This is a genomic window from Saccharopolyspora gloriosae, assembly GCF_022828475.1.
Classification (GTDB): Bacteria; Actinomycetota; Actinomycetes; order Mycobacteriales; family Pseudonocardiaceae; genus Saccharopolyspora_C; species Saccharopolyspora_C gloriosae_A.
Genome location: NZ_CP059557.1, coordinates 6,717,046 through 6,739,356 on the forward strand (window position 1 = coordinate 6,717,046; position 22,311 = coordinate 6,739,356).

At 69.1% G+C, this 22,311-nt stretch carries 21 protein-coding genes, 1 tRNA gene and 3 pseudogenes; 4 read left to right on the forward strand and 21 right to left on the reverse strand.

Going from position 1 to position 22,311, the window contains the following annotated elements; translation table 11 throughout:
- Positions 1 to 125 precede the first annotated feature (125 nt).
- Both H2Q94_RS29730 and dcd read right to left on the reverse strand, forming a co-directional pair.
- Positions 126 to 1,532 carry a sugar porter family MFS transporter gene (locus H2Q94_RS29730; protein ID WP_243790424.1) on the reverse strand — a complete coding sequence of 469 codons (1,407 nt, stop codon included), beginning with the start codon at positions 1,530 to 1,532 and terminating at the stop codon, positions 126 to 128.
- Positions 1,533 to 1,898: 366 nt separating this feature from the next.
- On the reverse strand, positions 1,899 to 2,483 hold the full coding sequence (dcd, locus tag H2Q94_RS29735) for a dCTP deaminase (RefSeq protein WP_243790425.1): 585 nt from the start codon (positions 2,481 to 2,483) through the stop codon (positions 1,899 to 1,901).
- A 78-nt stretch (positions 2,484 to 2,561) separates the two neighbouring features.
- Here dcd and H2Q94_RS29740 point away from each other — a divergent pair.
- A tRNA-Gly gene (locus tag H2Q94_RS29740) sits at positions 2,562 to 2,632 on the forward strand.
- On the opposite strand, the gene H2Q94_RS29745 is transcribed toward H2Q94_RS29740, so the two are convergent.
- The 8 genes from H2Q94_RS29745 to H2Q94_RS29780 form a co-directional block, all read right to left on the reverse strand.
- Entirely contained in the window at positions 2,632 to 2,772 is a 141-nt protein-coding gene (locus H2Q94_RS29745) for a hypothetical protein (protein WP_243790426.1), read from the reverse strand. The two genes, H2Q94_RS29740 and H2Q94_RS29745, sit on opposite strands and share 1 nt — an antisense overlap.
- Positions 2,773 to 2,848: 76 nt before the next feature.
- On the reverse strand, positions 2,849 to 3,325 hold the full coding sequence (locus tag H2Q94_RS29750; RefSeq protein ID WP_243790427.1) for an HNH endonuclease signature motif containing protein: 477 nt from the start codon (positions 3,323 to 3,325) through the stop codon (positions 2,849 to 2,851).
- A gap of 80 nt (positions 3,326 to 3,405) precedes the next feature.
- Complete coding sequence (locus H2Q94_RS29755; RefSeq protein WP_243790428.1) at positions 3,406 to 4,044, reverse strand: hypothetical protein; 639 nt, start codon at positions 4,042 to 4,044, stop codon at positions 3,406 to 3,408.
- A 124-nt stretch (positions 4,045 to 4,168) separates the two neighbouring features.
- Positions 4,169 to 4,735: a flavoprotein gene (locus H2Q94_RS29760; protein ID WP_243790429.1), complete on the reverse strand. Its 567-nt coding sequence runs from the start codon at positions 4,733 to 4,735 to the stop codon at positions 4,169 to 4,171.
- A 68-nt stretch (positions 4,736 to 4,803) separates the two neighbouring features.
- Positions 4,804 to 5,226, reverse strand: a complete 423-nt coding sequence (locus H2Q94_RS29765; RefSeq protein ID WP_243790430.1) for a GtrA family protein — start codon at positions 5,224 to 5,226, stop codon at positions 4,804 to 4,806.
- A gap of 96 nt (positions 5,227 to 5,322) precedes the next feature.
- On the reverse strand, positions 5,323 to 6,654 hold the full coding sequence (locus H2Q94_RS29770; protein ID WP_243790431.1) for an amidohydrolase family protein: 1,332 nt from the start codon (positions 6,652 to 6,654) through the stop codon (positions 5,323 to 5,325).
- Between the two features lie 290 nt (positions 6,655 to 6,944).
- Entirely contained in the window at positions 6,945 to 7,604 is a 660-nt protein-coding gene (locus H2Q94_RS29775; protein WP_243790432.1) for a response regulator, read from the reverse strand.
- 34 nt (positions 7,605 to 7,638) lie between these two features.
- Positions 7,639 to 9,357 carry a sensor histidine kinase gene (locus H2Q94_RS29780; protein ID WP_243790433.1) on the reverse strand — a complete coding sequence of 573 codons (1,719 nt, stop codon included), beginning with the start codon at positions 9,355 to 9,357 and terminating at the stop codon, positions 7,639 to 7,641.
- Between the two features lie 179 nt (positions 9,358 to 9,536).
- Between H2Q94_RS29780 and H2Q94_RS29785 the strand changes: the two genes are divergently transcribed.
- The gene (locus H2Q94_RS29785) at positions 9,537 to 10,253 is read left to right on the forward strand and encodes an ABC transporter ATP-binding protein (protein ID WP_243790434.1); all 717 of its coding nucleotides are present in this window, start codon (positions 9,537 to 9,539) and stop codon (positions 10,251 to 10,253) included.
- Positions 10,254 to 10,510: 257 nt separating this feature from the next.
- Here the strand turns inward: H2Q94_RS29785 and trmB are convergent, their stop codons facing one another.
- A complete protein-coding gene (gene trmB, locus H2Q94_RS29790) occupies positions 10,511 to 11,155 on the reverse strand; it encodes a tRNA (guanosine(46)-N7)-methyltransferase TrmB (protein WP_243795998.1) in 645 nt (214 codons plus the stop codon).
- A gap of 105 nt (positions 11,156 to 11,260) precedes the next feature.
- The gene (locus tag H2Q94_RS29795; RefSeq protein WP_243790435.1) at positions 11,261 to 11,830 is read right to left on the reverse strand and encodes a hypothetical protein; all 570 of its coding nucleotides are present in this window, start codon (positions 11,828 to 11,830) and stop codon (positions 11,261 to 11,263) included.
- Between the two features lie 225 nt (positions 11,831 to 12,055).
- On the opposite strand from H2Q94_RS29795, the gene H2Q94_RS29800 reads away from it, so the two are divergent.
- On the forward strand, positions 12,056 to 12,520 hold the full coding sequence (locus H2Q94_RS29800; protein ID WP_243790436.1) for a universal stress protein: 465 nt from the start codon (positions 12,056 to 12,058) through the stop codon (positions 12,518 to 12,520).
- A 996-nt stretch (positions 12,521 to 13,516) separates the two neighbouring features.
- On the opposite strand, the gene H2Q94_RS29805 is transcribed toward H2Q94_RS29800, so the two are convergent.
- The 9 genes and pseudogenes from H2Q94_RS29805 to H2Q94_RS29840 all read right to left on the reverse strand — a co-directional run bounded on the left by H2Q94_RS29805 (position 13,517) and on the right by H2Q94_RS29840 (position 20,398).
- Positions 13,517 to 14,242, reverse strand: coding sequence for a hypothetical protein (locus H2Q94_RS29805; protein WP_243790437.1), 726 nt, complete (start codon positions 14,240 to 14,242; stop codon positions 13,517 to 13,519).
- The gene (locus tag H2Q94_RS29810; protein ID WP_243795999.1) at positions 14,239 to 15,132 is read right to left on the reverse strand and encodes an ATP-binding cassette domain-containing protein; all 894 of its coding nucleotides are present in this window, start codon (positions 15,130 to 15,132) and stop codon (positions 14,239 to 14,241) included. The genes H2Q94_RS29805 and H2Q94_RS29810 overlap by 4 nt, the downstream gene beginning before the upstream one ends.
- Positions 15,133 to 15,393: 261 nt before the next feature.
- Positions 15,394 to 15,687, reverse strand: coding sequence for an HAD family hydrolase (locus tag H2Q94_RS29815; protein WP_243790438.1), 294 nt, complete (start codon positions 15,685 to 15,687; stop codon positions 15,394 to 15,396).
- The gene (locus tag H2Q94_RS29820; protein WP_243790439.1) at positions 15,663 to 16,190 is read right to left on the reverse strand and encodes an HAD family hydrolase; all 528 of its coding nucleotides are present in this window, start codon (positions 16,188 to 16,190) and stop codon (positions 15,663 to 15,665) included. Before H2Q94_RS29820 ends, H2Q94_RS29815 begins: the two co-directional genes overlap by 25 nt.
- Positions 16,191 to 16,252: 62 nt before the next feature.
- Positions 16,253 to 16,907: pseudogene (locus H2Q94_RS29825) on the reverse strand (response regulator).
- A gap of 99 nt (positions 16,908 to 17,006) precedes the next feature.
- Positions 17,007 to 18,536: an ArnT family glycosyltransferase gene (locus tag H2Q94_RS29830; RefSeq protein ID WP_243790440.1), complete on the reverse strand. Its 1,530-nt coding sequence runs from the start codon at positions 18,534 to 18,536 to the stop codon at positions 17,007 to 17,009.
- A gap of 163 nt (positions 18,537 to 18,699) precedes the next feature.
- Positions 18,700 to 19,485: a sensor histidine kinase gene (locus tag H2Q94_RS29835; RefSeq protein WP_243790441.1), complete on the reverse strand. Its 786-nt coding sequence runs from the start codon at positions 19,483 to 19,485 to the stop codon at positions 18,700 to 18,702.
- Positions 19,486 to 19,540: 55 nt separating this feature from the next.
- Positions 19,541 to 19,921: pseudogene (locus H2Q94_RS31135) on the reverse strand (DUF7134 domain-containing protein); the annotation flags it as partial.
- Between the two features lie 75 nt (positions 19,922 to 19,996).
- Positions 19,997 to 20,398: a hypothetical protein gene (locus tag H2Q94_RS29840; RefSeq protein ID WP_243790442.1), complete on the reverse strand. Its 402-nt coding sequence runs from the start codon at positions 20,396 to 20,398 to the stop codon at positions 19,997 to 19,999.
- Positions 20,399 to 20,772: 374 nt separating this feature from the next.
- On the opposite strand from H2Q94_RS29840, the pseudogene H2Q94_RS29845 reads away from it, so the two are divergent.
- Positions 20,773 to 22,265: pseudogene (locus H2Q94_RS29845) on the forward strand (dynamin family protein).
- The last annotated feature ends 46 nt before the right edge of the window (positions 22,266 to 22,311 follow it).

The window sequence follows — 22,311 nt, forward strand, 5'->3', positions numbered from 1 at the left end:
CGGTGAGAGTGGGCGAAGAAGGCATCGACCTCGCCGGGCGTTGATCTTGTGAGCGCGGTGGGGGCGGTCGCGGGAAGGGGCGGACATGCGAAGGCGCCCTGGGCGCCTTCGGTGAGCAGGAGCGGTCAGCTGCCCATTTCCTCCAGGGAGCGACCGTTGGTCTCCTTGAGGTAGCGCAGCACGAACACCAGCGAGACCACCGCGAACAGCGCGTACATGAAGTACGTCGCGGGCAGATTCCAGTCCCGCATGCTCGGGAAGCTCACCGTGACCAGCCAGTTCGCCACCCAGTTCGTCATGGTGCCCACGGCCAGCGCGGCGGCGCGGATGCGCGGCGGGAACATCTCGCCGAGCAGCACCCACATCACCACGCCCCAGGACGAGGCGAAGAACAGCACGAACGCGCTCGCCGAGATCAGCGCTACGACGCCCCAGCTCGGCGGCAGCACCGCATCCTCGCCGACGACCTCGGCGAAGCTGAACGCCCAGCCGGTGACCGCGAGCGACACGGCCATGCCGATGGAGCCGATGACCAGCAGCGGCTTGCGGCCGATCTTGTCGACCAGCGCGATGGCGATGAACGTGCCGAGGATGTTCACGATCGACGTGAACAGGCTCAGCAACAGCGAGCTGCTCTCCTCGATGCCGACGGACTGCCACAGCGAAGACGAGTAGTAGAAGATCACGTTGATGCCGACGAACTGCTGCAGCGCGGCGATCGCCATGCCGACCCAGACGATCGGCAGCATGCCGAACCGGCCGCGCAGGTCGGAGAGCTTCGGCTTGCGCTCGCCGAGCGCCCCGCGGATCTCGTCGATCTTCGAGTCGGGGTCACCGGGCTCGATCTTCGCGAGCACCTCGCGAGCCTTGTCGACCTGACCGGCGGCCACGAGATAACGCGGGGACTCCGGGATCAGCGACGACACGACCAGGTAGATCACCGCGGGAACCGCGGCCACGCCGAGCATCCACTGCCATGCCTGCAACGGCCCGAGCAGGTTCGAGGCGCTACCACCCGCCGCGGCCGCCAGGCCGTAGTTGACCAGCTGGGACAACGCGATGCCCAGCACGATCGCGAGCTGCTGCAATGAGGTCAGCCTGCCCCGATAGGCGGCCGGCGCCACCTCCGCGATGTAGGCGGGGGCGATCACCGAGGCGATGCCGATGGCGATGCCGCCGACGATCCGCCAGATCGCCAGGTCCCAGATCGCGAACGGGACGGCCGAGGCGATCGCGCTGACGATGAACAACACCGCCGCGATCTGCATGACCCGGATGCGGCCGATCCGGTCGGCCAGACCACCCGCAATGGCCGCACCGACCGCCGAACCCAGCAGGGCCGACGAGACGACGAGACCGGTCAACGCCGATCCGACGTTGAAGTGAGCTTGAATGGCATCAACACCACCGTTGATCACGGATGTGTCGTAGCCGAAGAGGAAACCGCCGAGCGCCGCCGCGCCCGCGATCATCACAACGTGCCCCAGGTGCCCGGTTGGAGCACCGGGACCGCGCGACTGCGTTACCGACATCGAGTTCTCCTGTGCCCGCTCGCCGGTCTGCCTCCTTGCACACCTGGGGAGAGCGCCGGGCTCTGGGGACTTTAGGGTCTGAACCACCTCTTTTCTTCCTCGATTCAGGGTGAGGATGCTCACCGTGGCGACTGAATCGTTCACGTGGTAATTACGTGCGCACGCAACGTGTGCGATCAACGGGGTCACCAGCGCCGATGCGGGCAGCGGAGCCGCCCGGGGGAACGATCTACCGCCGGAACGGGCAGCGGCGGCTACGCCGGAAGGTCATGCGCGAACGGCCGATCCGGCCGATCCGACCGGACGAGCGGGCCGCGAGTCCGGGCGTTCACCGCTCGGACGTTGCGGAAATGAAAGATCGCCGGGTCAGTCGCGGCGGGTCTCGACCCGCTGGAAGTTCAGGTGCGCGCGCGACGGCGTCGGCCCGCGCTGGCCCTGGTAGCGCGAACCTGCCCGCGCCGTGCCGTACGGGTGCTCGGCGGGACTGGAGAGCCGAAACAGGCAGAGCTGCCCGATCTTCATGCCCGGCCACAGCGTGATCGGCAGGTTGGCCACATTGGACAGTTCTAACGTGATGTGCCCGAAGAAGCCGGGGTCGATGAACCCTGCGGTGGAATGCGTGAGCAGCCCGAGCCGCCCGAGCGAGGACTTGCCCTCCAGCCGCCCGGCCAGATCGTCGGGCAGCCGCACCGATTCGTAGGTGGACCCGAGGACGAATTCGCCGGGGTGCAGCACGAACGGGTCGTCACCGGTGACCTCCACCGGCGAGGTGAGTTCGTCCTGCTGCTGCGAGGGATCGATGTGGGTGTACTTCGAGTTGTCGAAGACCCGGAAGAACCGGTCCAGCCGCACGTCGATGCTGGACGGCTGGATCATGGCGACGTCGAACGGATCAAGTTCGAGTCGGCCTTCGTCGAGCTCTTTGCGCAGGTCCCGGTCACTCAGCAGCACGCGCCCAGCGTATCCGCCGAACCCTGAGCGATCTTCGACGCCCGTCGTGTTAGAGTTGGCGACGCCGGAAACGGCACTGCGGATGTAGTTCAATGGTAGAACATCAGCTTCCCAAGCTGAATACGCGGGTTCGATTCCCGTCATCCGCTCAACAAAGGAAGGCCCAGGTCAGAGCGTCGATTCGCTCCACCTGGGCCTTCATCGTTCGTAGATCCTCCGGGACGTTCAACAACGTGCTGTGTTCAGTCAGCGCGTTCGCCGCTCCGTCGTCGTCATCGTGCACCCGCATCCGGAGCGCACCTCGTCGCACCGTCGCGAGCGCGGACGAGCCCGCAGACACCTCGAGCCGACCACGCCGTAACTCCTCAACCGATCGCGGGACTTCGCAGGAAAGAGGCGAGCGCCGACGGGCCGGCATACTTCCGTCCCGCACGGTGGTGACGCTCTTCTTGGATCAACCTCACCTTCCCATAGAGGACGCGGCTGAGAGACGGCAAGTCAGTCCAGTTCCTCAAGATCTCTGCATCGGTGAATTCCCGCTGGCTGACCGCCCAGCCCGTGAGATCCTCCCTTGCGGTGAGGTTATCCATGACAGGAAGACTCTCGACCAGCCCCTGGATTGCTGCAAGGCATGCCCCGACCGGCCAAGAGTTGAACAGAATCCGATCCTTCAGATCATGGCAATCAAGACAGGCCGGCACGACGTCTCGGCCACCCGCAACCCTGGGCACAGGAAAGTGGTCGTGTTCATGGCGGCCCTCGACCTTTACATCACAGTAGAAGCACACCGCACACGAACACTTGCGCGTCCTGGCCAACTGACGTGCTTGTTTCGGATCCATTCGCCCCTCGATGCAGCAAAGACGGGTGATCAACTGAGCGGTCCGCCACCATTGGTTTCGTGCTGCGAACATGGTCGCTGTCAACGGATCGGTAGCGAAGTGGCGAGAGTGGCCACGCCGTCCATGTCCGCCGACGACGGCGAACCGTTCCACGGTTCGACCTCTGCGATGAGCACTGTCGTCCGGCTCTGCCGTGAGTCGTAGTTCAGGCCGGTGAAGCGTGGTGCGCCGAGAGCCGGGATCTCACGGCCGAGATCCGAGATGTTGCCGGTACCGTGACGATCGGCGAGCCTGCGTAGCTTTCTAGCAGTACCGGAAGTGGGCATGTCGGTCCACGACACGGCGACCAGCATCTCGTTCCCCTTCCCATCAGCTGCGGTGAACATGACCCGCCGCAACGACGAGCACCGGTTCCGCAAGAAGAATTCCTGAACTTCGCCGTAGGAATGCGCGACGCAGGACCCTGATTCGTGCTCACGCAACTTGTTCTTGATCGACAGCTTTCCGCTTCGCGGACGTTCAGATTTCGACGAGGACTTCGTAGTAGATGAAGCTCCACCGCCAGTCGTCACTGTTGCGCCGAGAGTTCCTGTACCGGCGCCGGTCAGCAGCAACGCCGTCACAACGGCCGCTATTGCCGGGCCTGATCTCGGATCCGAACGCTTGTGCGCGCGAACGAACGTTCCATCCTTCTTCTGGTGCGCCTTGACGTCGACCACGTGAACCCCAGTTCTCCGATTCCCCCGACTTCCGATCGCGCAATATATCGACGCAGTCCGACACCCAGGAAAGGACTCCCCTTCGTGCACTCCAGAACCCGCGCGGAATCGACAGCGAATCCACTCACGATCGAGGTGGGACGTGGGTGTCGAGGTTGGTGAGGATCAGGCGCCACGGGATCTTCTGGCCGAGTCCGCTGCGGGGTTCGTGCGGCTGCCACAGATCGTCGCCGGTGAGCAGGTGCACCCCGGCCTCCTGCAAGGTCGAGGTGTGCGATTTCCACGCCGGGTGGCGGTGGTGCGCGGCGTTGACGGTGGGGAAGACGACCACCGGCGCCGTGCCTTCACCGATCGCTTCGACCGCAGTGGTCATCGCCTGGCTGTCGCCCAAGCCCAGCGCCAGCTTGCTGACCGTGTTGGCCGTCGCCGGGCACACCAGGAAGCAGTCGATCGGCGGGTGCGGGCTCGGTTCGGACGGCAGCCGCGACTCGACTCGGCACGGCAGGCCGGTGACCTCCGCGATCCGGTCGACCTCGCCCGACGCGGCCAACCAGGACCCGGCGGTCGGGGTGAGCGTCACCGCGACCCGCCAGCCGCGCTCCAATGCGGGCTCGATCAACCCGGTGCGGATGTTCTCCACCCCGCCCGCCGCCGATCCGATCAAGGCCAGAGTGCGCGTCGCGTCGATCACCCGGCCATCATGACCGAATCGGGACCTCGGCGTGGCGGACGGGCTCGGAAGCGGTGAGATCGCCTCAGTCAGCTGCGGAAGATGAGCAGGCGCTGGGTGAGGAAGTTGAACGAGGTGCCGATGCCCTGCGACAGCACCCAGGCGATCGTGATCTGCCACGGCGACACCGGCAGCGCGTGCCGCGCCAGCGAGTAGATCGTGAGGATGAGCACGAAGGTCGCGCCGTAGACGAGGGCCACCGCGATCGCCTCCCTCGTGTCGCGACGGGAGACGAAGGTCCAGCGGCGGTTGAGCAGGTAGGCGGTGGTGCTGCCGAGGACGAAGCTCAGGGCGCGCGCCGGTTCCTGCCACACCCCGAACGCGACCATGAGCAGCAGGCTCCCGTAGTCGGCGGCCGCGCTGACGACACCCACCATGCCGAACCGCAGGAGCTGGCCGAGGAGCCCGTTCGGCTTCGGCAGGGTGGACCGCTCCGCTGTTCCCGCTGGCAACGCGCCCCCAATGACCGGTTTCGCCCATTCCACGTTACCCGAACGGGCGAGCGCGATCACCGATCCGACATCGGCTAGCGAACGTTGCCTCGCTGGTCAGCCGCGGACGTGCTGGGCGGCGGTGCGGGCCGCGGCTTGGACGGCGCGGCGGTCGACCCGGGTGGGTTCGCGGTCGTGCAGGACCTCGGTGCCCGCCACCCACACGTCGCGCACGCAACGCGAACCGGCCGCCCACACCAGATTCGACAGCAGCTGCTCGTCCGGAGTGTCGAGGCCCGTCGCGAACGCCGGGTTGTCCACGTCCAGGTGCACGATGTCGCCCCACCGGCCCGGTTCCAGCGCGCCGATGTCCTCGCGGTGCAGCGCCGCCGCACCGCCACGGGTCGCGGCGAGCAGCGCCCCCCGCGCACTGAGCGCAGTGGCGTCCCCTGTGGACAGTCGGGCGAGCATGCCCGCCAGCTGCACCTCTTCCCACAGGTCCAGGTCATCGTTGCTGGACGGCCCGTCGGTGCCGAGCCCGACCGGGATGCCCGCGGCGAGCATGTCGACCAGCCGCGCGATGCCGGAGGCGAGCTTCGCGTTGGAACCGGGGCAGTGCGCGATGCCGGTGCCCCGGTCGGCGAACAGCTTGATGTCGGCGTCCGACAGGTGCACGCAGTGCGCGGCGAGCACTCGGCCGTCCAGCACGCCCACCTCGTCGAGCAAGGCCGGCACCGAACCGAACTTCTCCCGCTGTTCCCGGTCCTCGTCGGCGGCCTCGGCGACGTGCACCTGCACGAGCGCGTCGCGCTGCTGCGCGGACTCACCGATGAACCGCAACGCCTCCGGCGGCAGCGTGTACGCGGAATGCGCGCCGTAACCCAATTCCACCCGGTCCGCCGGGCCGAACCGGGTGCCGTCCACGTCGATCCACCGGCTGATGCCGTCGACCATGCCCTGCCACGAACCCATTCCCTCCAGGCCCGGCGCGGCGATCACGGCGGGCGCCAGCACCACGCGGGAACCGACGCTGAGCACCGCCTCGGCCACGGACTCCCCGGAGAAGTACATCTCGGCGCTGGTGGTGACCCCGGCGCGCAACATCTCCACGGCGCCGAGCTCCATGCCCGCGCGGATGTCACCGGGCCGCAGCCGCGCCTCCGCCGGCCAGATCACCTCGCTCAGCCAGCGCAGCAACGGCAGGTCACCGCCCATGCCGCGCAGCAACGTCATCGGGCTGTGCGCGTGCGCGTTGATCAGTCCGGGCAGCAGGATGCCGTTGCACTCGCGCACATCGGTGTCCTGAGCGCGCTGCGGCGCACCCTCGCGGGGGCCGCAGTAGCTCACCCGCCCCTGCTCGTCGACGTCCACCACGCCGTCACGGATCACCGAACCAGCGGCATCACCGGGAAATACGACGGGAGCGTAAAGGCGCAGAGCAGTCGACATGAACGCATTCTGCCGCAGCCCCGCGCAGCCCAGGAACCACACCTATGAGGTGAACCGCAACACCCCATGGGTCCCGGAAAGCCTGGCGTGCGCCGAGGATTGAGTCGTCTTGTCAGCGGCGCAGCCGCTGAGCAGTGACCACGCACGCAGACCGGCCACCGGCGGGTTCTCAGTGGCTTCCTCGCGAGGACGGCTTTTCCCTCGTGGCGGAGCCACTCGGGAAAAGGCTCCAGCAGTGAGGAAGCCACCGAGGTTCCGCTACCCGGACACCAAGGCGCCCCTGCGAGGGATCAGTCCTCCATCAAGCCTGTTCGCCAGGCCCAGGACGCGGTTTCGACTCGGTTGCGGGCGCCGATCTTGTTCTGGGCCGCCGCCAGGTGGGTCTTCACCGTGGACAGCGACATGAACAGCTCGCCGCCGATCTCCACGTTGGTCAAGCCGCGCGCCGTCGCCCGGACCACGTCGAGCTCCCGCTCGGTGAGCGCGTCCTGCAGCGGCTCCACGGTGCGGCGCGGGCGTTCCGGCGGCTTCGCGAAGTGCTTCAGCAGGCGCACCGTGATCTGCGGCGACACCAGGGCGTCCCCGCGCGTCGCGGCGTGGATCGCCTCGATCAGCAGCGCCGGACCTGCGTCCTTGAGCAGGAATCCGCTGGCCCCGTTCGCCAACGCCGTGGCCACGTACTCGTCGAGGTCGAAAGTGGTCACCACGACCACCTTGATCGGATCTGCCACGTCGGGGCCTGCGAGCTGCTTGGTGGCTTCCAAGCCGTCCAGGCCGGGCATCCGGATGTCCATCAGGCACACGTCGGGCCGCAGCTCCTTGGCGCGGCTCACCGCGTCCAGCCCGTTCGCGACATCGGCGACGACCTCGATGGAATCCTGCGAATCCAGGATCATCCGGAAGCCCGCCCGCACCATTTCCTGATCGTCCGCGATCAGCACCCGGATCATGGGTTCACTCTCCTCGTCGTGCGCCACGTCGCACTTACCCGGCCGAACGTTCGACCAGCGGCAGCCACGCTTCGACCCGCCAGCCGCCGCCCTCGCCGGGACCCGCGCTGAACCGGCCGCCGAGCAACTCGATGCGCTCGCGCATGCCGACGAGACCGTATCCTCCGGAGCCGCCCACGGGTGCGGTGCGCCTGCCGGAACCGTTGTCGGTGATCCGAATGTGCAGGTGTTCCTGCGGACAACGCACCGAGACGAGGAGTTCGGTGGCGTCCGGGGCGTGCTTGCCCGCGTTCGTCAACGACTCCTGCACGAGCCGCAACGCGGAACGCGCCACCTCCTGCGGCACCTCGCGGTCGAGTTCGAGCAGCAGCCGCGCCTTCGGCCCCGCACCGTCCACAAGGGATTTGAGGTCGCCTGCGAGGTCGGTGCTGGCCTGTTCGGTGGCGCCACTGGTGCCCGCTGGTTCCGCGCCGCGCATGCTGGCGACGAGTCTGCGCATCGCCACCAGCGCCTCGGTGCCACTGCTCGCGATGCGTTCCATCGCTTCGGCGGCGGCCTCCGGTTTCTGCGCGGCCACCATCTGCGCGGCCTGGGCCTGCACCACGATTCCGGTGACGTGGTGGGCGACGACGTCGTGCAGTTCTCGCGCCAGCGCAAGCCGTTCCGCCTGCTGGGCCTGCTCCACCGCGGTCTCCACGGTCCGCGTTCGCTCGCCGTCGCGGGTGCGGAAGTACAGCCCCGCCCCGACCGACAGCGCCAGCAGCAGGCCGCCGAGCGCGAGGATCTGCAACCCGCTGCTGATCTCCATCCAGGAACCGTCCGCCCAGTCGAGCACCACGGCGATCAGCGCGGAACCGACCAGCGCGCAACCGCCGACCCAGGCTTTCCGGGGTGCGGCGTGCCGGACCAGGTACGCCATCAGCAGCATCCCGGCCGCCGTGGCCGTGATCGGCAGCGGCGGCAGGATCGCCGAGCTGCCTCCGCCCGCCGTGACCAGCACGTTCACTACGCCCATGCAGGCCAGCGCGGTGGCGCCCAGCAGCGAGGCCTCGAGCGGGCGCAGCGGTGCGATCACCGCGAGCACCGCCAGCACCACCGCTCCCAGCAGCATGGCGGCCGAGCCGGGGCCGTCCCCGAGGTAGGTGGAGGCTTCCGCGAACACCAGCACCGACAGCGCGGCGATCATCGGCCACTGCCTGCTGAACAATTCCAGCAACGGGGTCCGCGTGACCGTCGGCTGCCAACCGCGCAGGTAGGTCCCGGTGCCCATGGCCAGCAGCAACTGCAACAGCCCGAACGCGAAGGTTCGGGTGTCCGGCATCGAGGAGCGCACGACCAGCGACACCAGGCAGGCCAGCACCAGAGCGCTGGTGATCGGCAGCGCCTTCAACGGCGGCAGCCTCCGGTGCGCGAACAGCACCAGCAGCACACCCGCAGCGTTCTCGGTGGGAAGGATCGCGCCCAGCCCCACCGGAGGCAGCTCGGCGCCGGACACGCGGAACAGTCCTGAGGACAGCACCAGCACCGCCGCCGCGGCCAGCCCGCACAACGCCGGATGCGAGCGGCCCCGCACCGCCAGCAACGCGAGCAGCGCCGCTCCCGGTAGGGCGATCAGTTCAGGGCCGCCGCTCTGCATGGCGAACGCGATGTCCGCGCAGCACAACAACGTCATCAGCGTGGCGAGGACCCACCGCGCCCGCACGAGACGACTGAGTCGCTGCGCCAACGTGGGGGACGTCGGACTGGAGCTCACGACGCGACCCTAATCCCCGAATCCCGCCGCCCGGCTTGGCCGAACGGCTCGAAAGGCTTGGCCGATCGGTCGACGAGGGATGTCCCTCCGCACGACGCACCGAACCACTCGCCCGCGAGAAGGTTTTTCCATACCCCAGTGGCGATCCGGTGCGAACCGGCAGGAGAGAGGAGCGGACATTGTCGACTGCATCGACGACCCCACTGCTGGAGGCGCGGAACCTGACCACGCTGCCCCAGTTGTTCGGAGTGGACTTCACCTTGGAGCGCGGCGCGGTCGCCACGCTCGACGGCCCGACCCCGGAGGCGCGGACGGCGCTGGTGCACGCGCTCGCCGGCCTGCGCCACCCCGACGAGGGAGCGGTGCTGCTCGACGGGGTACGGCTCGACCGGCTCACCGACCACGAGCTGAGCGAGGTGCGGCGGCGCGACTTCGGCTTCTTGTTCAGCGACGGGATGCTGGTTCCCGAGCTCAACGCTCAGGAGAACTGCGCGCTGCCGCAGATGCTGGCAGGGACCGATCGCGCGGAGGCGATGGCGCGTGCGCTGCGCGTGCTGCGGGACTTCGGCCTCGACGAGATGCGCGAGCGCTTCCCCGGCCAGCTCTCCGCGGCTCAGGTGCAGCGGCTGACCGTCGCACGAGCGATGGCGCACCGGCCGAAGGTGCTCTTCGCGGACGACCCGTCGCTGACCGAGTCCACCATTTCAGCACTCGTGGACACGGCCCGAGAGGCGGAGATCGCGGTGGTGCTGGCGACGGCGGAACCTTCGCTCACCGTCCGAGCGCAACGCCCGGTCCGGCTCAACACCCGAGCCAAGCGCACCCGCTCCGCACTCAGCGTCCCCGCCCAACGGCCCGTACGCCTCAGCGAAGGCACCCTCGACCTGGCCGCATGACCCCCTTACGGCAAAAGCCGTGCTTTCAGCGGCGAAGCCCGCAAAGGGCAGGCGAAGCCACGCCTGCCTCGCGGCCAAAGGCCGTGCCTGTATGTGCGAAGCACATAGCCCACGTCAAAAAAACGACCACCCGCGGGTTCTCAGCTGTCTTCTCGCGAGGACAGCTTTTTCCTCGTGGCGGAGCCACTAGGGAAAAAGATCCCGCAGCGAGAAGACAGCTGAGGTTCCGCCACCCGGACACCCAAGCAACAAGAGCCCTACACCCGCTCAAAGATCAAGTCGTGGACGGTGCGGTCTTCGTCGTGGGCTCGGTTCTCGAACTTCGTGACGGGTCGCCACTCCGGCCGCGGCGCCCAGCCGCCCGGCTCGTCCGCGTACCGATTGCGCAGCTCCGGTTCCGCCGAGCACACCTCGAGCATCTGCTCGGCGTAGCTCTCCCAGTCGGTGGCCATGTGCACGAAACCACCCGGGGCCAGCCGGGACGCGATCAGCGCCACCGTTTCCGGCTGCACCAGCCGACGTTTGTGGTGGCGCTTCTTCGGCCACGGGTCCGGGAAGAAGATCCGCACGCCCGACAGCGAACCCGGCTCGAAGTGCTCGCGCAGCAGCACCACCGCATCCCCGCGCAGCAACCGCAGGTTGCCCAGCTCCAGGTGCTCCGCGCGCAGCAGCAGCTGCGCCAGGCCCGGCTTGTAGACCTCCACGGCCAGGTGATCGACCTCGGGTGCGGCGGCGGCCAGTTGCGCCGTCGTCTCGCCCATACCGGGGCCGATCTCCAGGACGACGGGCGCGGTCCGCCCGAACCAGGCCGTCGTGTCGAGCGGCCCCGGGGGCAGCTCGTCGACGGAGTCGCCCATCGCGGGCCAGTGCCGATCCCACGCCCGCTGCTGTCCGACGGTCATCCGAGCGCCGCGCTGGACATAGCTCACGATCGTGCGACGATGCTGGACCTGCTGGTCAGAAGTGCTCACAGGAGACCAGTATCGCAAACCCGCCCGGCCGGTCGGCTACCAGGATTCAACGACGGGCAACGCGGCCAGCAGCCCGTCGGGGCCGCTCAGCGGCAACGGCTGCGGCGGCCCGTCGGTGTGGGCGGCGACCACTTGGATCCAACCGGTGTGCTGGTCGGTGAGCGCCACCGTCGTCGGCGCCCGCCGGGCGCCGCGTTCGGAGGGGCCGTACTCCCAATATCCGGTTTCGCCGATGCCCGCCCAGGGCACGAAGAACCAGCCGCCGCGGCTTGCCAGCAGCCGATGCACATCGTCTTCGAGGGCGAAGCCCTCCTCGCGGGAGGCGAGTTCGCCGCGGTCCAGCGCACGCAGCCACCACGGTGCGGGCAGCGGGCTCGCCGGGCCGTGCAGCTTCCGGTAGAGATCGAGCACCTTCTGCTCGGGGGCGGTGTGGATCCAGCTGCGGCGCACCGATGCGGGCGCGGCGGCTTCGGCGACGGTCGGGTGCGCTTCGGTGGCCAGTGACCACTCCAGGCGCGGCACGGCCACCAGTTGCACGTCGGTTTGGGAACGCCGGTCAAGCAGCGGGTTGCGCCGCTCCGGCGAGCACTCGGTCGAATGCACCATGGCCCACCTATCTGCTGTTGGGAACTCACGAGAACCGCTGTGGCGGTCGTCGTGGCGCATGCACCTCAGCGGCGTTGGTGTGGAAACACGCGTCCTTACATATGCATTACCACACTTCTCGCGTTCACGTGAAGTTTTCGATCATAGTTGTGAATCATTACATAACGGACTCGTTCGAGTCCTCAAGTCGACAGCGCGACCGGAAGGGGGTGAAGTGGAGGTGTGGTGGAACGCACAGTTCAGCGGGTCGAGATCGAGGGCGGAGTCGCCGTCGGCGTCGACGGTTCGGCGTCATCACTGCGCGCCCTGGAGGTAGCGGCGCACGAGGCGGACCTGCGCAGCGGTGCGCTGCACGTAGTGCGCGCGTGGAGCATGCGCACCGCCCCGCGCCCGGCCGGCTGTCCGCCGGGAACGGTGCCCAGCATGGACGCCTACCAGCAGTCCGTCGACGAATCCACCGAGAAGATCGTCCACGACCACCTAGGCCCGAAACCATTGGTCCCGATCCAGCGCCACATCGTGCACTCCCCATCTCCCCAGGCCTTGCTGTCAGCATCCCGAGGAGCAGAAATCCTCGTGGTGGGCCACAGAGGCCGCGGCGGCTTCGCGGGACTCCTCCTCGGCTCGGTCGCGGAACAATGCGTCCGCCACGCAGCCTGCCCGGTCCTGGTCGTCCGCCCCGCCATCTGACGGCGCCCTCGAAGTCTCGACAACGAAGCCGTACCGCTGCCAAGAGCGGCGAAGCCCTACCCTGCGACCGAATGCCGTGCCACGCGGCGCAGCCGTGCCTTGCGGCGCAGCCGTGCAGTCGGCGGCGAAGCCCGCCAAGGGCAAAGCGAAGCAAGCCTGCCTCACGGCCGAAGGCCATGCCTTGCGGCGAAGCCGTGCCTTGCGGCGAAGCCGTGCCTTCCGGCCGAAGGCCATGCCCTGCGGCGAAGCCGTGCCGGTATGCGCGCAGCGCACAGCCCACGCACGCAAAACGACCACCGGCGGGTTCTCAGCGGACTTCTCGCGAGGACAGCAGCCCGGCCCCAAATTTCGCCGTGTATCGGACATACATCAGAAATGGATCCCGCAGCGAGAAGGCCGCCGAGGTTCCGCTACCCGGACACCCCAGCAACAAGAGCCCTGGAAGTAATCACTAAAGACGACCTTCCACGCACCACACCAACCACAGATCGAGCCAGGGGAAGGTTCTAAACCAACCTTCCATCCCCACACGCCAAGCCAGGGAAGGCCCTAAAACCCACGTCCACACGCCAAGCCGAACAAGACTCCAAAACCCCCACCCACACGCCAAGCCGTGGGCGTTTCTGAAGAAGTCCGGAAAGCACAGGGCCCGGGCCATCCCCCGAATGACAGCCCGGGCCCTCCCCCGTCCCGACCGCCGGCGCCCCCGAGCGCTAATGCAGTCGGTCGATTCTGTTGTGCCGTACGGCCTTCGCACCCGCTGGCGCGTTGACCGTGCCGGAGGTGTCGAGCCAGGCTCGGCACCTTGGTCTCTGATCTGCCACGACTAGTCCACTGTGTCCGGACCGGTGACCGATAGGTTGCGGCCTGCCCGGAATCCGGTCGGAACTGTGATCACGGCTCGATCTTGCCGAGATCCTATCTGCTGGCGTGATCAGCCTCTCCAGCGGGATGGGTAACGGCGCGACGGTTCGCGCCGTCCCGCTCCGTGCCGGTTCAGGCGTCGCGCCGGTGCACTACGGCGGCCGCGACTCCGAGCACCGCGAACGCGATGACGGCGAAGTAGGCCAGCGATGCCCACGGCCCCAGCGGCGAGTTTCCGCCCATGAGGTCGGATTGCAGGAAGCGCGATGCCGCCACGAACGGCATCCAGTCCACGAGGTCCTCCCCGATGTTCGGCACCAGCCCGAGGAGCCGTTCCACCAGCAGGGACCACACGATCAGCAGGGTCACCGCGCCCGCGGATTGGCGCAGCAGCGCGCCGACGCCGACGGCGAGCACCGCGGACAGCGCGAACAGCGGTCCGACACCGACGATCTGGCGCCATTCGCCCGCGGTGTCGATGGCCAGTTCCGGTCCGGCGGCGAACGCCTGGGCCACGCCCCAGGAGCCGAACGAGGCGATCTCACCGACCACGAACGCCAGTGCCGCGACGACACCTGCTTTCGCGACCAGCACCGCGACCCGGTTGGGCGCGGCTTGGAAGGTGGCTCGGATGGTGCCGAAGCGGTATTCGGTGGTCACGGCCAGCGCCGCGAGCACCAGCACGACCATCAGGCCGAACTGGTAGCCCATGAGCGCTTGGTCCACCGTGATGCCTTCGTCGGCGGAGAGGCCCATCATCGCGGCGAAGCCGATGGTGAGCGCGAGTGCGGTGACCGAGCACCACCAGGGTGATCGGGTGGAGAACAGCTTGATGCGTTCCACGGCGAGCAGCGTCATCGGGCGTCCTCCCCGGCGGTGGCGAGCACGCCGCCGAAATCGGTCTGGTACTCCACGGCTTGGCTGGTGAGCTGCATGAACGCTTCTTCCAACGAGCCTTGCTGCGGAGCGAGTTCGTGCAGCACGAGCTGGTGCGCGGCGGCGAGTTCACCGATCTGGTCGGTTTCGGCACCGGTGACGACGATGGTGTCCGGTTTCGCCGCGTCGAACGGGAGCACGGTGCGGCCTTCGACGGCGAGCAGTTCGCGCAGCCGGGCGGCGTGCGGGGAGCGGACCTTCAGCGATCCGGTGCCGGCGCCCGCCACGAATTCCTCGGTGCTGCACTGGGCGATCAGTTCGCCTTTGCCGACGACGACGAGGTTTTCAGCGGTCAGCGCCATTTCGGACAGCAGGTGGCTGGAGACGAACACGGTGCGGCCTTCGTCGGCGAGTTGCCGCATGAACCGGCGGATCCAGTGAATGCCCTCCGGGTCGAGTCCGTTGACGGGTTCGTCGAACAGCAGGATCTTCGGGTCCCCGAGCAGCGCGGCGGCGATGCCGAGGCGCTGCGACATGCCGAGCGAGAAGCCGCCCGCACGGCGCTTGGCCACTGCGGTGAGCCCCACCATCTCGAGCACTTCGTCGACGCGGCTCATCGGGATTCGGTTGGACCGCGCGAGCCAGCTCAGGTGGGCGTGCGCGGATCGGTTCGGGTGGACCCACTTGGCGTCGATCAACGCTCCGACGGTGCGCAGCGGTTCGGTGAGCTCGTGGTAGTCCTTGCCGTCGACGCGGACCGTTCCGGCGGTGGGGCGGTCCAAGCCGAGGATCATGCGCATCGTGGTGGACTTGCCCGCACCGTTGGGACCGAGGAATCCGGTCACGGTGCCGGGCTGGACGGTGAACGACAGGTCGTTGACCGCGACCGTCGATCCGTAGCGTTTGGTGAGGCGACAGCCTCGATCATGGTCTCTCCCCTTGCAGGCGGTCCTCTCGGCGGTGCTCCGAGCGACGAGAGGAAACTCTGCCGCACTGCTCCGGTCGAGTGCCTCAGTCGTCCGGCCAGCGCGCTACGCCTATCGGCCAAGTTCTCGCGGGCTCGGCTCCTCCGCGCGAACGAATCACCGAGCGGCCAGGTCAGCGTCCTGGGCGGGTCGTGTTCGAGCGACGGTTCACGGGAACCAGCGGGCGAGGGCGAGGGCCGCGCCGTCCTCGGTGACGGGCGGCGTCACTTCGGTCGCGGCCGCGCGCACTTCGGCCGGGCCTGTCCCATGGCGACGCTGTGCGCGCCCAGCGCAGCATCTGCACGTCGTTGGTGCCGTCGCCGGCGGCGAAGGTGTCTCGGCCGCCACCCCGAGTTCGGTGCGCAGCTTCTCCAGCGCGGAGCCCTTGGTCACTCCGGCGGGCACCAGCGTCACCCACGGCTCGTAGTGGTCGATGGTCACGGTGCAGCCGGGCAGTTCCACCCCGGCGAGCGCGTCGGTGACTTCTTCGGGTCGTGGCCTTCCCAGTTCGCGATGAGTCGCGGCACCGGTGCGGCGAACAGTTCGTCCAGGTCGGCGAGCCGCTGCGGACCGTGCAGCTGGTATTCGCGGAAGGGGCTGGTGACGAGGCTGCCGGTGCCGATCTGCTCGGCGGCGTAGATCGCTCCCGGCAGCAGCGAGGTGAGCCGCGCGTGCACCGGCGCCGGGTCGAAGGTCTCCACCGCGAGGGCGGCTCCGGTGGAGGCGTCGAGGGTGACCGCGCCGTTCGAGCAGAGCGCGACTCCGCCGGTCAGCCCCAGTTCGTCGAGCACCGGCAGGGTACCGAGCATGCTGCGCCCGGTGGCGATCACCACGTGCGCGCCGGACGACGCGACGCGGCGGACGGCTTCGCGCACCGGCGCCGAGATGGTCTGCGGTTCGGGGTCGAGCAGCGTTCCGTCCACGTCGAGCGCGACGAGCCTGGGTTTCCATGCGGCAGCGGGCACGCCGCCCAGGCTAGCCGTTCACCAGCACGGACGTACTGCCCCGGCGACACGCCTCACGCCGGTCACCGTTCGCCGAGCCGGACCAGTCCGGTCTCGTAGGCGACGATCACGGCCTGCACCCGGTCACGGACGCCGAGCTTCGCCAGCACCCGGCCGAGGTGGGTCTTCACCGTGGCCTCGGAGACGTGCAGCGACTCGGCCAGTTCCTGGTTGTTCAGCCCTTTTCCCACCAGCGCCAGCACTTCTCGTTCCCGCTCGGTCAGCACGTCCAGCGCGGAACGGTCGCGGCGGCCCGTGTCGGAGGTGTCCAGGAACCGTTCCAGCAGTCGCCGGGTGACGCTGGCGCGACGACGGCGTCGCCGGTGGCGACGGAGCGCACCGCGGTCACCAGGTTCTCCGGCGGGATGTCCTTGAGCAGGAATCCGCTGGCTCCACCGCGCAGCGCGGCCAGCGCGTACTCGTCGAGGTCGAAGGTGGTGAGCACCAGGACTTTCGCGTCGGTGTCGGCGAGGATCCGCCGGTGGCCTCGATGCCGTCCAGCACCGGCATCCGCACGTCCATCAGCACCACGTCCGGGTGGACCTGCCGGGCGATCCGCACGGCGTGGGCACCGTCTCCGGCTTCGCCGACGACTTCGAGGTCCGGGTGGGCGTCGAGCACCATGCGGAACCCCATGCGCATCAGCTCCTGGTCGTCGACGAGCAGCACTCGGATCATGGCCTCGAGGGTAATTTCGACGCCCCCTCGGTTGGAGCCGTTCGGCGAACGAATCTGTGCGCTGGAGGGAAAACCTTCCACATCCGCCGCGGGGTCCGTTCAGATCACTCGGACGGGACTCCTGCCGCGGCCGGTGGCGCGGTGGTCGAGGTCGGGTCGTGCTTCATTCCGACGTGCCACAGGTCGTGCCACAGCCGGTCCCACGGGCGCTTCGGGTCCGCCACCTCCCACACCGGGGTGCCCTCGTAGTGCGTCGGCAGCGAAGTGTCCACTGTGTCCACTCGGCGCACGGAGCCGAAGTGGTGGAGGAGGAACTCGCGGTCCGATCCCACGTAGATCGCGCTCCGGGTGCCGTCGGCGGTCTGCCGAACGGCCAGAACCCGCGGCTCGCGCTGTGGACCGCGACGTCGCCGTGGTGGCGCACCGCGCTCGCCACCCAGTAGTCCTCGTGATGACCGGCGCCCGGTGTTCCCGCGCGTTGCGCTCGACGATCGCGGTGAGTTCCGGCCAGCCCACACTGCCGGTGCCCACCAGGTCGAAGCGCGGGATGAGCGCGACCGGCAGCACCGGCAACGTCGCGAGGACCGCCACCAGCGCGGAAACCCCGTAGACCCGCGCGGACAGCCACCGCGCCCGAAACTCGACGGCTCCGACCGCGAACAGCAGCCCGTAGAAACCCGCCAGGTAGTACGGCCGCGATTCCGTCAGCGCCACCAGCCCGGTGACTCCGATGATCGTCCAGGCGAGGAAGCGGTACGGCCGCAGCGCCGGTGCGCGCAGCAGCCGCCAGAAACCGAGGCACAGCAGCACGCCGCCCGGAATTCCCGCGCACAGCACCACCGACGGGATCAACAACGGGCCGAAGGAGCTCTCCTGCTCGATCGCTTCGCTCATCGCGAGCTGCGGCCACCCGTGCGCCGCCTGCCACCACAACGTCGGCGCGGCGGTCAGCAGGGCCACCGCCGCGCCCGCCCACAGCAGCGGCGTGCGCAGCAGCGACCGCGGCCCGGCGCACAGCAGCACCACGCCCAGCACCAGCCAGAGGACCGGGATCAGCAGCTTGACCTGCATCGCGAGGGCCGTGCAGGCTCCGGCGGCGAACAGCGGCCAGTCCTGGCGAACGCCCTGATCGCGCATTCGCACCCAGCGGACCAGCAGCCACAGCACCACGGTCCACAGCACCGGGTCGAAGGAGACGGTCGCCAGCATGTGCCCGCCGCCCAGGGTCTGTCCGGCGACCGCCCACGCCCCGCCCGCCAGCAGCTGTGCCCGGCGATCACCGCCGAGCTCCCTCGCGAGCAAAGCCGTCACCACCACCCCCGCACCGGCGGCGACGGCGGGGAGCAACCGCAACGCGAGCAGCGAACCGGGGAAGACGGTGTCGGCTAGCAGCGCGATCAACGGCACCAGCGGCGGCTGGTCCACGTATCCCCAGTCCAAGTGGTGCCCGGCGGCGAGGAAGTACAACTCGTCGGCGTAATAGCCGTAGCGCCCGCTCGCGAGCAGCAGCACCGCGGTGACGGCCGTCGCGATCAGCAGCAGCGGGCCGGTGGCGAGCTCGGGCACCCCGGAGCGGGTCGGTGCCGCGACGGGCGGCGCGGCGGAACGTTCGGCGAGTGCGGTCGACATGACGACTTCCCAGGGCCGGTCGGGCGCGGACCGGCCCAGACTCCGGCGTGGGAGGCTGCACTCGCGTCGGCCTGAGCGTTGATTCCGGCCTCGCCGCAGGTCCCGCCCCGGTGGGACGCGGCGTCATCCCGCCGTCGCAGTCCGATCGACCGCGTCAGCGGGATCAGGCGGCGTCGGAGTGCGGCAGCGGCAGCACTGCCAGCACCCGCCACCCGCCTTCCGGCCGGGGGCCAGCGGTCAGGGTGCCGCCGTACAACGCGGCCCGCTCCCACATTCCGGCGAGCCCGCCGCCCGCGGAGATCACGTCAGCCGACTCCGGGGCCGTCGTCCCCGTCGTTCCGTCGTCGCAGATGTCGACCGTGACGACGCGGTCGTCGACGGTCACCCACACCACCGTCGCGCCGCCACCGTGCTTGAGCACGTTGGTCAGCGCTTCCTGCACGATCCGGTGCACCGCCAGGCCGAGACCCGTCGGCAACTCCTCGACGTTCCCCGTGAGTTCGAGCCGCACCGGCAGGTCGGGACGCCGCACGCCGTCGACCAGTTCGCGCAGGCTCGCCGCCGCGGGCTGCGGAGCCCACTGCCCCTCCTCCAGCGGATCCCGCAGCACGTCCAGCAGGCCGCGCAGTTCGGCGAGCGCCGTCCGGCCGGTGGTCCCGATCGCGCGGATCGCCCGGATGGCCTGCTCCGGATCGGCGCGCAGGGTGTAGGCCGCGCCGTCGGACTGCGCGATCATCACGGTGAGCGAGTGCGCGAGCACGTCGTGGATCTCGCGGGCGATGCGGTTGCGCTCCTCGGCGACGGCCAGCCGCGCCTGCCGATCGCGCTCGGACTTCGCTCGCCGCAAGCGTTCCTCCACCTCCCGCAGGTGCGCGCGGCGGGCGGCGACGACCTCGGCGAAGGCCCAGGCCAGCGCGGTCACCACCAGGTAGAACGACGTCCCCCACAACGCCGCGACGAAACGGCTCGGAATTCGGGAGCGGCCCGACGGTGACCAACGCGGCCAGCACGATCAGGTTGAGCCCCACCGCCAGCACGGCGCCCAACCTCCGCTTCCCGGTGGTGATCAGGCCGTACAACACCAGGAACGCGGCCACCTGTCCCGGGGTGTACTGCAGCTTCGCCCCCAGGACGAAGGTCGTTCCGAACGCCCCGGCGAGGACCCCGGCCGTGGCCGACGCCGGCGCCCGGCGGCGAATCGCGACCGGGCCGCACGCGAGCACTTCGATGAGGACCAGCACGGGCCACGGCACGCCGGGCACGATGGGTTCGGAGATCAGGAAGACGACGAACAACAGGCCCGCTGCGGCGCCGTCCAGCACCGCCGAGTGCTCTCGCGTCCACCCGCTCCGTTTCCGCACCGAACCAGCGTAGGCGCGGATCACCGCAGATTCGTCATCCTCGCGGCGCTTCCGCGTCCACCTGGAGTCGTAGGCGCGACCCCACTCGGGTAGTGCGGATCAGCTTGTGCGCGGGTGGGATTGCGCGTCGAAGTGGTCGCTGGTGCGGGACGCGATGTCCTCTTGGAGGGCCTTCTCCCGCTGCTTGGAGCGCAGGCGGGCGAGGATCCAGATGGTGATGCCGTGCGCCGCCGCCAGCACGAGCAGCAGCATGCCGATGCGGGTGATCACGACGTAGAACGGGTCGTCGCCACCTACCTTGACCGTGGACAGCAGGGCGACCACGCCGAGCGCCGTCAGGTGGAACAGGACGGTGACCAGTTGGTTCACCGAACCCGCGACCTTCCCGTCCGGGTAAGCCGCGGCCAGGTAGGTCGTGCCGTCGCGGCGCAGCAGCCAACCGTCGACGAAGACGAGCACGATGCCGATGATCAGGAAAGCGAGGGTGTGTCCGGTTTCCACGGGTATCACCGAATTCCGTTGTCGAGTGCGCGGTGCGCAGGTCCGTGCACTCGCCGGGTCCCCACCTTGATCTCCGCACAAACGATGTTCGCGGTTGTGCACTCGGACGGCCCAACGCGCGCCGGGGATTCGTCGCCTCGCCATCGGAGCAGTGACCACGCACGCAGGCCGCCGGCGGGTTCTCCGCGCAGTGCCGCTCGGCGGGGCCACTTGCGATGGCCCCCGCAGTTCACCCGGCCACCAACGCGGAACGACCGCAAAAGGGCTCCGTGACAGGATGGCCGCGATCACAGGCCCAGTTCGGGGAGGCAGGGGTGAGTTCGGCGGGCGAGCAGCAGCACTCGGCGGGTCCGCTGTCGGCTTCGGTCGCGCGGATGTGCACCGGGCTGCGCGCCCAGGTCTCCGAGCACACGGCGGCGGGCTTCGACGAGGTGCTGCGCCGGTTGTCGGCACCGCTGCAGGTGGCGGTGGTGGGCCGGATCAAGTCCGGCAAGTCGACCTTGGTGAACGCGCTGATCGGCAGGCGGGTCGCGCCGACCGATGTCGGCGAGTGCACCCGGCTGGTGACCCGCTTCCAGTACGGCACGGTCGATCGGGTCGAAGTGGTCTTCCACGACGGAACCAAGCAGGCCGTTCCGTTCGACGCCGACGGCGGAATCCCGAGCCGGCTCGGCGTGGAACCGGAGCAGGTGTCGCATCTGGAGGCGTACCTGACCAACGCCGTGCTGCGCGACCTCACCGTGATCGACACTCCCGGTCTCGGTTCGCTGGACGCCGACTCGGTGGCGCGGACCGAGCAGCTGCTCGGCGCCCGGGAGCCGAACGACGATCTCGATCCGGTGTCGCAGGGTGCGGTCGCCGGGCGGAGGCGGTGGTCTACGTGGTGACGCAGGCGGTGCGCGCCGACGACCAGCACGCGCTGAACGTGTTCACCGCGGCCACCGCGGGCCGGGAGGCCGGGCCGGTGAACGCGATCGCCGTGCTGAACAAGGCCGACACCGTCGAACCGGACTCGGTGCCCGGTTCCGACGGCGACGTGTGGCGGGCGGCGGCGGCGCTGGCCGCGGAGCAGGCGGCGCTGCTCGGGCCGCGGGTGGCGGAGGTGCTGCCGGTGATCGGGCTGCTCGCGGAGACCGCGGAGACCGGCGGGTTCACCTCCGCCGACGCCGAGGTGCTGCGCGCGTTGACCGAGCTGGACGAGGCGACCCGCCAGACGATGCTGATGTCCGCGGACCTGTTCACCAGTTGGGACTGCGAGATTCCCGAGCGCGACCGGTCCCGGCTGCTGGAGCGGCTGGACCTGTACGGGGTGCGGCGGGCGCTGGCGGAGCTCGACGCGGATTCGGCGATCACGGCGGGTGCGCTGCGCCGGGCGCTGCTGGAGTGCTCCGGGCTGGCGGGGGTGCTGAGCAGGCTGGACGAGGTGTTCCGGGCTCGCGCCGACGGGATCAAGGCCGCCGCCGCGCTGGGCTCGGTGACGGCTCTCGCGCACGCCTCCGGTGATGCGGGCGAGCGGCAGCGAGTGCACGACGCGATCGAGGTGCTGCTGACTCGGCCGGAGGCGCACCAGCTGCGGTTGCTGGAGGCGTTGACGCTGGTCGTCTCGGGTTCGGTGGAACTTCCTGACGATCTCACGGAGGAGGTGCTGCGGATCGGCGGCAGCACCGATCCCGGTGCGCGGCTGGGGCTGGCGGGGCGGCCGCAGCACGAACTCGTCCAGTTCGCGATGGAACGGGCCAACTGGTGGCGTTCGTACGCCTCGTTCGGGGCGACGCCGGCGCAGAGCCGCATCGCGTTCGTGGTGCACCGGGCTTATTTCCTGATCTGGCAGCAACTTCAGCCAGGACAGGTTCGACTACCCGGCTGATCATCGACCACCTGGCGGTGCTCAGCCCTCGGCGAGCGGAGAGGAC